At 69.0% G+C, this 13,042-nt stretch carries 5 protein-coding genes and 1 pseudogene; all 6 read right to left on the bottom strand.

The features are described from left to right. Positions 1–20: 20 nt before the first annotated feature. On the bottom strand, positions 21–1,463 hold the full coding sequence (locus tag Q0996_RS16115; RefSeq protein ID WP_299621910.1) for a DUF4157 domain-containing protein: 1,443 nt from the start codon (positions 1,461–1,463) through the stop codon (positions 21–23). After that, positions 1,460–9,154, bottom strand: a complete 7,695-nt coding sequence (locus Q0996_RS16120; RefSeq protein ID WP_299621913.1) for a DUF4157 domain-containing protein — start codon at positions 9,152–9,154, stop codon at positions 1,460–1,462. Before Q0996_RS16120 ends, Q0996_RS16115 begins: the two co-directional genes overlap by 4 nt. A gap of 98 nt (positions 9,155–9,252) precedes the next feature. Continuing rightward, positions 9,253–9,546 (bottom strand): hypothetical protein, encoded by a 294-nt coding sequence (locus Q0996_RS16125; RefSeq protein ID WP_299621916.1) that lies wholly within the window; start codon positions 9,544–9,546, stop codon positions 9,253–9,255. Next, positions 9,543–11,489, bottom strand: coding sequence for an ATP-binding protein (locus tag Q0996_RS16130; protein ID WP_299621919.1), 1,947 nt, complete (start codon positions 11,487–11,489; stop codon positions 9,543–9,545). The genes Q0996_RS16125 and Q0996_RS16130 overlap by 4 nt, the downstream gene beginning before the upstream one ends. Continuing rightward, entirely contained in the window at positions 11,489–12,799 is a 1,311-nt protein-coding gene (locus tag Q0996_RS16135) for a DUF4255 domain-containing protein (protein ID WP_299621922.1), read from the bottom strand. The genes Q0996_RS16130 and Q0996_RS16135 overlap by 1 nt, the downstream gene beginning before the upstream one ends. Further along, positions 12,796–13,042: pseudogene (locus tag Q0996_RS16140) on the bottom strand (hypothetical protein); the annotation flags it as partial. The pseudogene Q0996_RS16140 and the gene Q0996_RS16135, both read right to left, overlap by 4 nt.

Raw genomic sequence — 13,042 nt, forward strand, 5'->3', positions numbered from 1 at the left:
TTCCATGTCGCGCATTCCCTTCAATCCACCGCCAGCTCGTAGAGGCCGATCAGAATGTCGCTGACCGGGATGATGGTGGTGTTGATGCCCTCGCGGCGAAGCTGCTGGTCGAAGCGGTCGGCTTCGCTGGGGTGTTCCCAATAGGCGTTTGAGTCCATGGCGCTGGAGAGCCCCAGGTTGGCGGCCTTGGCGCCCAGAGAACCGGCCCGCTCCGGCCCGACGATGGGCGCCAGGATGAAGGAATAGGTGCAGGCCGAGGTCGCCCAGGTCTCGCTGAGACCGAGGGTCTGGGCCGAGGTCAGGCGGCCGCCGCGCGACGACAGCGGCGCGACGATCTTGTACCAGTCCATCTGATCGACGCCGGGGGCATGGGGGCAGCGCGGGTTGAGCGGCGGGACGGTATAGCGAAAGGGATCGATGGTGCCGCTGTCGGGCTCCGGGGCGATCACGCTGTCCTGGGCGTCGGGGGAGACGTCGACATGCGGCATATCCTCCTCGTCCTCCAGGTCCGGAGGCTCCACCTCCGGGCTCGGCACACCTCCCGGGGGCGGCGGCAGGTCGATCTGCAACTGCAATCGAGGAACCAGGGAGAGCCCTGTCGGCGGCAGCTCGGGCCCGGCGGTCGGCCGCGGTGTCACACGCAGGCCGACACGGCGGTTGCGCTCGTAGGCGCCGCCGAAGGCGCGGGTCTCGCCGTGGGCATAGAGCAGAATCTCGGAGTTCGGTGGCAGGTGCGGTTCCAGTTCGGCCTTCACGGCGGCGGCGCGCTGGGCCGAGAGGTTCAGATTGTAGGTTTCGCCGCCGTCCTCGCTGGCATAGCCGTGCAGCTCGACCCTGACGGCGGAGTCATGGGCGCCGAGGGCGGCGACAAAGGCCGCCAGCGCTTCGTCGGTGAAAGCGATGTCGTCGCGGTCGAACAGCAGATGGGCGTCCTCCGGCGCCCGGCCCTCGGCCACCTCAAAGGGCACCGTCGGCGCTTCACGCCCATAACCACCCAGCTTGCTGCGCCGGTCGGCGAGCAGTGCCGGCGATCCGCCGCCGCGCTGCTGCTGGACCACATGGGCCAGTTCGTGCTCCAGACGGTCGCAGCCTTCAGCGGTCTCGGCGTCAAGGGCGCCGGGTTCGGCGAGCAGATCGTTGCCGCTGGCCAGGGCATGGGCATCGCGGTCGCGCAGGAGGGCGCCGGCCGCTGCATCGTCATGCACCCGCACTTCGCCGAAGTCCCAATCGAAACGCCGCTCCATGCGGTGGCGCAGCCGGGTCGGAAGAGAGGACCCGACGCCCGGAACGCCGGGCTGCTCCCGCAGTTCGGAGGAAAGTCCGGTGCTCCAGGCCGGGCCGCCGCGGCGGAAGGACGCCGCATCGCGCTCGGCGGCGAAATCGGGCCGCTTTTGCGGTTCGGCCCGGGCACCGGAGTCTCTTTGGCTCACGGACTGACGAGGCGCGCGCTTGCCGGCGGTCATCGCTGCACCTCCTCTTCTTCCTCTTCGACTTCCGCCCCTGCGCCGGCTCCGGCACCTGCCTCGGTTTCCGTTCCCGGCTCGTTGGGCATGCGGAATTCGACGTCGCGGATGGTGACCTCCTCCACGAGCGCGTTGAACGCCCTGGGCGTCGTCCAGCCCTCCACCGCCAGCGTCGCAGGTCCGTCGTTCGGCCCGGTGAAGCCGTTCAGCTCGATGGTACCGGTGGAGAGCGGGAAGCCCTTCACCGTCAGGTCGACCCCTTCCAGGGCAAGCTGCTGCAGACCCAGATTGAGCGTCGCATCGGGCAGTTGTCCGGTGATGCGCAACGCGGTGAGCGTGTCCGGGGCGAAGGTGACGGTGCCCTGCAGGGCCGCTTCGGAGTCGGTCGGATCGCCGATGGTGTAAGGAAAGGCCGTGTCGTTGTTCAGGCTGAGGTCGATGTCGATGTTTCTGACCTCGGCGCTCTCCTTGAAGCTGTTCATGATCTGGTCGAGCCAGCCTTCTTCCTCGGCCTCTTCCTCGTTGTCAGTGTCCTGATCCGGCTCTTCGTCCCGGTCCGCGTCGGGATCCACTCCCGCCTCCGGATCCCGGGCCGGCGCCGGTGGCTCCTCCTCCATGATGTCGAGGCGGTAGCGCATCAGGGTCGAGAGACGGACCGGCTGGACGACGTCGTCCTGGACGATGGGCGGGTCCGCCGCCAATTCGTCGGCGGCCAGCTCGAAGGACACGACGGAGGTCCATTCCGACCAGCCGCTGAGATACTGGAAGTGCAGGCGGTTGCCGATCACGACAAAGCGGGTCAGGGCGTCGGTCAGGTTGGCCAAGTCGGTCCCCAGGCCATCGACGGACTGGTTGATCTGGCGGGCGAGCGAGGCCAGCAGGATCGTGCGCATGCGCTGCAGGTTGGCGCGCCCGTCGGTGATCTGCAGGCGTATTGGCGCGACGAAGGGCAGGGTTTCGATGGTGACGCCGCCGTGCTGCTCGACGCTGCGGAACGCCTCGAGGTCGAAGTTGACGTGCCCGTCCGCGGTATCGATCAAGGGACCCAGGCTGCGGCTCAGGTTGGCACTGAGCTCCGCGAAGTCGGTTTCCTCGTCGCTGGTGCTCTGGTCCATCAGGGCGCTGACGTCGTTGATGGTGATGGCGACGTTGCGGATGCTCGCCTCAGGGATGCGAATGAGCATGTTGCCCGGGTCGTCGGGGTCGGCCGCGACAGGCCCCAACTGCTCTTCGCGGGAGATGACCTCGATCCTGGGACTGCCGGTGATCTGCTCGACGCGGATCGTGATGCCCTTGTCGGGAACGACGAACTGGAAGGGCCCGGCATTGGGCGCGAGGATCTCGACGCCGCGCTCCGTCAGCACCAGGGCGTCGGCGCCGACCTCGCCGGGGTTGTCCTCGCTGCCTTCCAAAAGGGTGATGACGGCGGAGGGCAGGACCTGCCCGAGGTCGATGCGCAGGGCGCTGATCGAGGGCTGATTGAGGCTGACACGGTAGGTGCCGTCGCCGAAGAACTGACCGGTGACCGAAGGCACATGCAGGGTCGCGTCGGCCTGCAGCACGCCGGCCAGATCGGCCTGCAGCCGCGGCACGTCGATGGCGCCGGTGTTGAGCAGCCCGCGGGCGAGCCAGTCGGTCTCCCCGGTGATGAAGTCGTACTCGGCGGTGATGCGGAAGGCGACCTCCGGCGGCATGGCGCTCAAGATCACGCCGGAGATGGTGGCCGGCTCGGAGTAGGGCAGGGTCAAGGTGAGCCCGCTGCCCAGGTTCTTCAGGGTGACGCTCAGGCCGCGGGCGGTGATCGTGGGGATCGACAATTCGGTGATCCGGATCTCCTGCACCGGCGGCGCCTCGGCCGCGTCGCTGTCGGGGAAGTCGACCTCGGCGCTCAGGGTGATGTCGCTCAGCACCACATCGCCCGCCGTCGGACCAGCCACGCCTTCGGGCAGGGGCGCGGGGACGGCGATGCGCATGCTGTCGCTCTCGAAGTCGAGCCGCGAAAGGGTGATGGAGCCGACGCGCAGTTGGTTGATGGTGACCCCTTCGCCGTGGCGGTAGTCGATGGAGCCCTCTTCGCCGGTCTCGCCGGTGCGCAGGTTCTGCACCGCCACATCGGCCTCGGTGTCGCCGTAGCGCACGGTTGCTTCGGCATCCAGATCGCGGAACCGCGTGATGACCTGATCGCCGCGACGGAACTGCAGATCGAGGCCTTGCAGATCCAGGCTGCCGTCGGCGGAGAGCTGCTCGCCGAAGCTGCCCTCGAAGAGGGCGCGCAGGCGGCCGAGTTCGACATGCCCGCGGTCCGGCAGGGTCTGGCCGCTGCGCCAATGCAGCCCGGTGGCGCGCAGCTCGGTGACATCGATCGGCTGGTGACCCGGGTCGTTCTGGGAGTCGTTGTCGAACTCCAGCGTGACGTTGCGGCGCCGGTCGCGCAGCTTGAAATAGCTGGCGGTGAGCCGGGCGATCCGGAAGGAATCGACCGTCAGCTCCTGCGGGCTGCCGTTCTGCAGGGTGACGCTGCCCTGAAGCGAGAACTGCTGCGCGTGGGCCGTGGGCCGGGCCTCGAAGAGCGTGCCGCCTTCGGTCTCCCAGCGCAGGCGGGAGACCTGCGCGTCCTGGAAGCTGAGCCCATGGACATGGATGGTGTCGCCCTCGAACTGCAGGTCGCCGGAAAGCGTGTCGAGGCTGCGGATCGCGACCTCGTTGTTGCCGATGACCAGGAGGCCGTCGCTGACGTCGATATCGTTGAAGCGCAGGCGCTCCATCTCGCCTTCGACGAAGTTCACCTCCAGGGCGTTGAGGTTGACCGGTCCCTGGACGGTGCTGCCGCTGACCACGTCCACGGAGGTGCCGCCGGAGACCAGCCCCTCCACCCGGTGGGTGACGATGTCCTCGCCCTCGGGCGACTGGAAGGCCTCCTTGACGATGGCGGCGGCCTGCAGGGTGTCGATGGTGGCGATGCCGGCGGCCCCGGAGAGGCGCATGTTGGCCGCATCGCTCAGGTCCACCGTCATGCCGCGGGCGAAAAGGCCGGTCAATGCGCCGCGGTTGATCTCGACGCGCATGCGCCGCGGCTGCTGCGGAGCCGCGCCCTCCACGGTTTCCGGCTGGAAACTCTGCGGCGCGGGACGCTCGTAGACCAGGGGGCCGCGTTCGCCCTCCAGGTATTCCACGCGCCCGATATCGGCGCTGCGCACATGGATCTCGGTGACCCGGCGCGACTCCTCCCCGGACTCGTCGGTGGTCTGCTCGGTGGTGAAGCGGATCACCATGGTGGCGTTCTGCACCGCCACTCGGCCCGGCGCCTGCAGCAGCTGGTCGGTGGTACGCAGGTCGAGGTTGTCGAGAATGAGGCTGTCGCAGCGGGAGATCACCAGCAGGTAGATGCCTTCTCCGGCCGAGGAGACCGTCGCGTCGAGCCCCTGCACCTCAATCTGGTCCGCCGAGAAGCCGAAGGCTTCGGCGCGAATGCCATGTGCCGCAAGGCGCCCGGCATGGAGGGAAGCGGAGGAGAAAAGATCGGCACCGGCCTCGCGGCGGCCGTGGAATACGCCTTGCAGCAGATGGGCCAGCAGGCCGAGGCTCAGATCCACATCCTCGCCTTCCACCAGGTCGATCTCGATCCCCAGACCGCGAATGGTCTCCACGGTGAAGGTCTCGGCGCCCAGGCCGATGTCCCCGCGGGAGAGGCTGGCGGTGAGGCGCGCCTGCTGAAGGTTCACGCGCTCGACGCTGATGTAGAAGGTCTCCCGCAGACGCCGCCGCAGGTCGGCGAGTTCGCGCTGGTCGGCCGGTGCCAGGGCGCCGTCGGCATTGCGTTCGGTCAGTTCGTGGTAGCGGCGCACGTCCGGCAGCGCCGCTTCGAGGCGGTTCTGCGTGTCGGCGAAGCGGGTTTCTTCCGGCCGCTGCCCGGCGATGGTGGCGACGATGTCGATCATCGTCCGGACCATCGAAGCGCTGGGAATGTAGGTAAAGCCGACGCCCTCGGCGGCAACCCGCCGCACCCCGATCTGCACCTCGGCGTCGAACTGCGAGGGAAGCCGGCCTTCGGCCTCGCGGGTCAGCCGATTGCGGAAGCGGTCCAGAACGGCGGGATCGGCCAGCGACGGCAGGCCGACGGCATTGAGGATCTGCAGGCCGGCGGCGCTTTCCCCGCCGCCGCTGATCCCTTCAAGGGTCAGCGAGTCGATGTCGACGGCGCTTTGCAAACCGCTGAGCTCGACCGAGCCGATGTCGATGGTGACGCCGAGGCGGCGGCTGCGCTCCAGCATCACCAGCCGGGTCACCTCGTCGTCGCTGAGCGAGTCCGGGTCCTGCTCGTAACGCCGCTTCAGTTCCTGGCGGGCCGTTTCCGCCTCGACGGCCTGCCGGTGCTGGCGTCGCAACTGCGTCAGGCGACGGTCGATCTCCGCACCGGGTTCCCCGTCGCGGTCGTCCGGCGAGAGGGCCTCGCGACGGCGTTCGGCCTGTTCGATCTGCAGGCGCAGGTGCTCGTCCCGCGTCATGGCAACGCCCAACTCGAAATCTCGCACCGCCAGGGCGGCCAGGCGAATGCCCGAGTCGGTGGCGAAGCCGCGCACGTCGAGCCGCTCGAAAGCGATGTTTATGGAGCGCAGTTCGCCATAGGTTTCGCGGTCTTTGAGGCGGCCGAGATGACCGAGCACTTCGAGCAGCCCGAGGAATGCCGGGGCGAGCAACGGCAGCGGAATCCAAAGGCCCTGTGGCGCAGTGCTTGGCGCCGCGGTGTTGCTGCCTTCCAGCCGGGCATCCAGATCGAGGGGATGGACCTCGATCTCCCCGAAGGTCCGCACGCTTGCAGGGCTCGTCAGGCCCAGGCCCTGGATCTTCAGATCCTCCATGCGGGCGTTGAGCGAGGCCGGCTGCTGAAAGCCCTCGTCCGCGTAGGCGGCGGTGACTCTCAGACCGCGCAGGGTAATCGGGCCGGTGTCGACGCGGGTCGTCCCGAACAGTTCGTTGTACTGCTGGATCTGCAGGTTCGGGATGTCGATGTGCATGTGGCGGGCCGGCAGATCGAACCAGATGTCCGCGTAGTTCTCGTCGTCGTCGCGGTCCTCCCGCTCCATCTCGCCGAGATCGATGGAGGTGTCGCCGAGGGTGTGGCGCATCAGACGGGTCACCGTTTCGAGATCCAGGCGGTAGCCGCCGCCGCGCGAGCCGACCAGCAGATCGCTGCGGAAGAAGAGGTCGAGGAGGTTGGTGAGGGTGCCCGTCGTATTGACGATGCCGCGCCCCAGGGGCTGCAGGAACTGCAGCGCCGGCAGCCGGGACAGCACCGAGGTCGGCAGTTCGTCCGGGGCCGGATCGGTGCGGACCGAGCCGGGGTTGAGATCGTAGAGCCGGTAGCGGTCGACGATGGGGCGCAGCTCCGCGATCCGGTAGGCGCGCCGCTGCTCCGACTGGGAGAAGACGAAGTCGTAGTCGCCTAGGGTGATGGCGAGGCGGATCAGCGCATCGAGTTCGTGGCGGCGGCCAGCGGTCCAGAGGTTCTCGGACTCCTCGGTGGCCGCCAGTTGCGCGCGCAGGTCTTCCCGGTTGAGCCCGCCGTCGCGCTCGATGAAGAGGTCCATGTCGCGGGATTCGCGCATGCGCTCCGGCAGTTCGTTCCAGATCGCCTGAAAGTCCTCGCCGTCGTTGCGCCGCATGAAAGCGGCCTGCTCGTGCGGCGGCAGGGCGCGGATGAGCTGAAAGGCGACATAGGCATCCCGGTCGGTGACCGCGGTATCCAGCGCCCAGGGCGTGAAGATGTTCCAGTTGGTGGACATGAGCTGGCGCGCGTGCTCCTGAAGATGGATCGGGTCGCGCGCCAGGAAGATCTCCAGGGTGACCGGCCGGCGGTGCTCGGCGAAAAGGAATTCATCGCTGAGGGCGTTGATCATGTCGCTGAGGGCCCCGAGGCTGTCGAGGCGCCGCACGACGAAGGTCAGGGCGCTGGATGGATGGGGCAGGCTGGTCTCCCAGCCGGCGATGTTCCAGACCGCTTCGAAGAGCGTCTCCGCCCAGTTGCCGGTGCCGCGCCGGTCCTCGGCCATCCGCAGCACGTCGTCGACCGTCGAGCGGAGGATCTGGCTGTCCCGGTCGCCGCGCTCCAGAAGGGCGGCATAGTCGCCGACGGTGGAGACGAAACCGCCGTCCTCGTCGCGGCTGACCTCTATGCTGACGTAAACGCCGGAGCGGATCAGGTCGCGGCTGATCTCCTCTTCCAGGCGGCGGTAGTAGCGCCCGCCCTCCAGTTGCCGGAAGCGGTACTGCGCATCGAGCGGCAGGGCGCGCAGCAGGCGGTAAGCAAACTCCGCCTCCCAGTCGCGCACCCAGTTGAAGAAGCCGGTGGAGAGCAGGTCTTCGACATAGCTGAGGTTGCGCCAGACCGGCCGGAAGGCCATCAGCGCGAAGAACAGCCCGGCGTAGCGGGGGTCGAGGGCGTCGTCCTGCTTGTCCACCGCCTCCAGCAGACGGTCGAGGGCGCCGGCCTCGGCCAGCAGCTCACCGGCGCGGCGCAGCTTCGGCGGAACGGTCCGCAGGGATCCGCCGAATTCGTCGAGCTGCAGGCTGTCGGGGTCGCTGGACGTGCCCTCGGGCCGTCCCTCCGGCTCCACCAGCGGCGCGAAGGGGCGTAGCAGATCGAGCACCGCTCGTGCCTTGGCCTCGTCGGGGTCGTCGCGCAGCAGGTTGATCGCCAGCTCCGCGCGAATGCCGATGAGGGCCTCTTCCTCCCTCGTGAGCTGCGGATCGGCTGTTTCATCGTCGCTGCTGCGGTCGGCGCCTTCCCGGCGCAGCGGCTGGGGGGTGCCGAAGGGATCGAGCATACGCTCGCGGATGGCCGCACCGGCATCGGAGTGCAGCAACTCCGCCGCGAAGCGTGGAACATGTTCCGTGAGGGCGCCCAGCACCAGATCCAGCGCCACGATCTCCTCGCGTGCCATGGCGCCGTAGTCCAGGTCCTCGAAGTGGCCCTCCTCGAATTCGCCGGCCTGGGCGTGGACGACCGCTGCGTAGCCGGCGATCACCGAACGCCGGTAGTTCCGGTAGTGGCTGCCGGAGAGCTCATCGAGGAAGCTCTGCTGCCGTTCGCTGCCCAGCGACCGGAGGATGGCGGCGGCGTCGATGAGGGTGTGGGCATCGAGGATGCGCAGCACGTCGTCCATGTCGCCGTCGCTGACCCAGCCATCCAGTGCCTCGTCGATCTCGGCGCGGGCAGCGACCAGGGCTCCGGGAAAGGGCACGATCCTTTCGGCAATACGGCCGTTGAGGGCGGCCGGCGAGTCCGGCCGCTCACGGGGCTCGGCCTCCTGGGCCTCGTGGGGTGTCCCGACGCCGGAGTCGGCGGCGACGGCGCCCGGCGGCAACAGAACCTCAGGGATGGAAAGCGGCAGCAGCGCCGCGGCGCGCTCTCCCATGCTGTGGGCTTCGCGCTCGGCTGCGGCCACATTCGCCGGCCTTTCATCGCCGGTCTGGCGCCGCTCCGACCGCTGGGCAAGGTGGGTCATCTCATGGGCCAGCAGGTAGCGCCCCTGCCCGCTTGCGGCATCGAAGGACTGGGGGTCGAGATGGGCGACGCCGACGCGCATCAGGCCCTTGGCCCCGTGCGCCCGGGTCAGCGCCGCGCTCTCCGGGGAGAGGTCGACCCGGGCCTCAGCCGTCGAGAGGCCGAGGCGGGCGGCGAAGTCGGCCACAAGGCGCTCCGTGCGCAGGTCTTCAGCGCTCCGCTCAGCAGACCTTTCGCCAGTCCTTTCGGGGGCCGGGTCGTGCTTCGCGATCTTCACCGGCGCGTTCACGGCAGCAGCCTTTCCGACAGCAGCACGGCGAGCCTGTCGCCGACCCGCTCCGGCGTGTCGTGCGGGCCGGTCGCGAGCAATGCCGACTGCCGCTGGGGAGCCTTCGCATGGGTCACCGGACGGGTGCGTTCCAGGACATGGCGCTTCAGACCCTGTGTCAGGCTGTCGCCGATGCGCCGGCCGACATGGGGGGAGACTCCCTCCAGGGTCAGCCGCCCGACGCGGAGCGTCACCGAGTCCGCCGCAGTGCCAGACCGGGTCATTGCCAGGCGCCGCTGCCGCCGGGTCATGACCAGCCCTCCGTCTCCGCCGGGCTCAGGGGCCGGTCCATCTTCGCGTACTCGTAGGCGGCAGCGCGGTAGATGTGCTCCATGGCGATGGCGTCGCCCTGGTCGGCGGCGATGAAGGCGGCGTTGAGGGCAATGTTGCGAATGGTGCCGCCGGCGACGTTCATTTGCGCCAGACGCTGGTAGTTCAGCGTTTCGGGACCTGCCTGTGTGGGGAAGGCGCGCTCCCAGATGGCGCGGCGCAGCTCGCGGTCGGGGAAGGGGAAGTCGATGAGAAAGCGCAGGCGTCGCAGAAAGGCCTGGTCGATGGCGTCGCGTATGTTGCTGGTGAGGATCGAGAGGCCGCTGAAGGACTCCATGCGTTGCAGCAGATAGGCGATCTCGATGTTGGCGTAGCGGTCGTGGCTGTCGCTCACCTGACTGCGTTCGCCGAACAGCGCGTCGGCCTCGTCGAACAGCAGCACCACGCCGCCGCCCTCGGCCGCATCGAAGATGCGGCGCAGGTTCTTTTCCGTCTCGCCGATGTACTTGCTGACCACGGCGCTGAGATCGACCCGGTAGAGATCGAGATCGAGATCCCGCGCCAGCACCTCGGCGGCCATGGTCTTGCCCGTGCCGCTGGGTCCGGAGAAGAGGGCGGTGACGCCGCGTCCGCGCGCGCCGGCAGGTGCCATGGCCCAGCGGTGATAGACGGTGAAACGGTTGCGCACCTGGGCGGCGATCTGCCTCAGGGCCTCCTGCTCTCGTTCCGGCACTATGAGGTCGTCCCAATCGGCGATTGCCGGCAGGCGTTCCGCCAGGGCCGCCAGGCGCGGCTCTGCCAGGCCCCGGCAGCGCTGCCAGAGGGAAGGACCCTTGCCGTTCCCGCGCTGCAGGCTCTGGCCGATGCGGTCGATGTCGGCGGCGCCGAGATCGAACTGGCTGAGCACGGAGGGAAGCGCGCGAGCCTCGCCGTTGCTCTTCTTGCCGAGGGCGCGGCGCCAGAGGCTTTCCTGTTCCTCGGCAGAGGGGGTCGCAACGGCGTGCCAGGGGAGGCCGGAGCCACCCGAGAGCCGCTCGCGTGCCGAGAGCAGGATGCGGCAGTGACAGCCAAGGGCGAAGTCTAGGGCCGAGCGGGCGCTGCCTTCGGGGTCCTGCTCGCCGATCTCGATCACCAAGCAGAGCGGCCGCATCATCGATTCGCGTTCCCAGAGGCGTTGCAGCAGGGTGCGCTCGGCCGGATCGGCGGGCAGGTTTGCCGCGCTCATCAGATGACAGGCGAGGCTGGCTTCCTCCGCGGCGCGCTGACCGATGCGCCGGCGGTCCTCGGCATTGGGACCGTCGAGGCCGATCACCCGCGTTGTGCCGTCCTGCCAGGCGTCCAGGATGGCCCGGACCTTGCGGGTCTGGCTCGGGGGCAGCGCCGCGACCCGTTCAAGAGGTTGCGAGCGCTCGATGAGCCGCGAATCGAGGTCGGCGATACCGAGCAGGAAGGACAGAGTCCGCTCGTCGATCTGCAGCGACGACCGCACGGCGGAGGGGCCCTGGAGCTGCAGGCAGCGCCAGTAGCGCAGGGGGCGGCCCGGGGAGATCGCGCTCCAATGCGGATCGGCAAGCGCGCTGAGGGCCACGGCGAAACTTGCCTCGCCGCGGTCGGCGCCGCTGCGGATCTGGGCGGTCAGGCGGGCGATCTCGGGATCGAGTTCCACCCCGGCGCAGAGCACCAGCAGTTCCGCTTCGAAGTCGGTCAGATCGAAGGCCTGGGTGAGTCGCCCAATCGCAGAAGCAGGCGCAAAGTCCGCCTGAGCTCTCCGCGCCGCGAGCGCTTCTGTGAGCGTCTCTTCCGTCTCGGTTTCCTTGTCGCCGCCCCGCACCAGGGCGAGCGCCAGACGCGCGCGCACCGTGGCCAGGCAACTTGCCAGGTATGCCTGGTTGCGCGCGTGCCAGTCGGTTGTGGGCGCGGCCATCAGATGGTCACCTGCGGACTGTCGAACACGCCGTTGCCGTCGACGCCGAGCGGCGAGTCGACGCCGTCGACCCTGAGGCGCAGCAGGTAGTCCCCCGCCGCCACGTCGCGATAGCGGAAGGTCACGGTGGTGGTCGTGTCGACGTTGGGCACCGTGATGCCGTTGTCGCGTGGTGCGTCGAAAGCGTAGTGGCGCGGCGCCCGGCCGGCGGGGGCGGCGATCTCGTTGAACGAGAGTTGCAGGGCCTGCCGCCGTCCCACGGCCGGGGTGATGGTGAGGGCCGCATCGCCGGTGCGCAGGGTCACGCCGTCGACCACCCGCTCCGATACCGGCGTGGTGGTGAAGGTGAAGGTGGCCGAAAGCGGCAGGGCGACGGTGTTGGAAACCAGCGCGCGGTGGGCCACCGGCGGATCGCCCAGGTCGCTGTCGATGGCGATCTGTAGCGGAACCAGCCCCGGCAGCGGCGCCGTGGCAAGGTCGCTCAGCGGCAGGGTGATCTGCGAGGCCCGGATCTGATCCGGCTGCGGCGTATGGGCCTGGCCGCCGAAGAGCAGTGACAGCCCCGAAACGGCGAAGCCCTCGCCCTCGATGACGATGCTGCTGGCCATGGTGATGGTGGGGTCGCCGTCGGCGGCGTTGCGCAGGTCGGTGATGCGCGCGCCGACGGTGGGGATCGTCTTGATGATGCGCCGCCGCGCCGGCAGGGCGGGGCCTGGGCTGAGGGTGCTCTCCAGCAGCGCCACGGAAACCTTGTAGGCGACTGAGGGACGGTATTGCGCATCCAGCGCCGACCACATGCGCGACATCTCCTCCGAGGTGATGGATTCCGGCGAGATGCGGATCATCTCCACCTGCTCGTCGATCCCCGAGGTGGTGATGGGGGCCGGCAGGGGTGGTGCCGGCGGCGGCGGGTTGAGGGCCTCGCGGATCTGCTGGCGGGTGAGCAGCGGCTCCTCGTGCAGCAGCATGGTCGAGTGGCCGAGCAGGACCTCGGCGAAATAGGCCTGGGCGCCGTAGGCCGTCATCAGGTAGTGCAGGTCGAGGGCCAGGGTCGGCCGCTTGGCGAGCTGCCCGAGGGAACTGCGCGCCGCCTGGTCCCGATTGCGCTGGATGGCGTTGGGCGTGACCTGATGCAGGAAGAGGTTCAGTTGCGTCGGGTCGTTGCCGGCCGTACCGCGCACCAGATCCGGCGGAATGGCGGAAACCGAGAAGTTGCCGACCACGGCGCCGACGTTGTTGGCCACGAGGCGGGCGTTGATGCGCGCGCGCAGGACCGCGGTGATGGCGGCGATGGCGAAGCCGTCGCTCATGACCGCCGCCCCTGCTGCAGGTAGTCCTCGAGGTTGGGCGCCGGATTGCGGGCGGCCTTCCGTGGCGGCGGCGCAGGGATGGGCCGCGGCTGCTGGCGCACCTCGATGTGGTCGATCTGGATGTGCACTTTGCGCTCGGCGCGGGGCACCGGGTCGTGCTGCGGCTCCGCCTGCGGTTCGGCTGTGGCCTTGACGGGAAGGGCGGCGAAGGGCGCTGCGGCCCGAACCGGGCTTGGGGGCGCC

It is taken from the genome of Pelagibius sp. (assembly GCF_028289705.1).
In the GTDB taxonomy this organism is placed as follows: domain Bacteria; phylum Pseudomonadota; class Alphaproteobacteria; order Kiloniellales; family Kiloniellaceae; genus Pelagibius.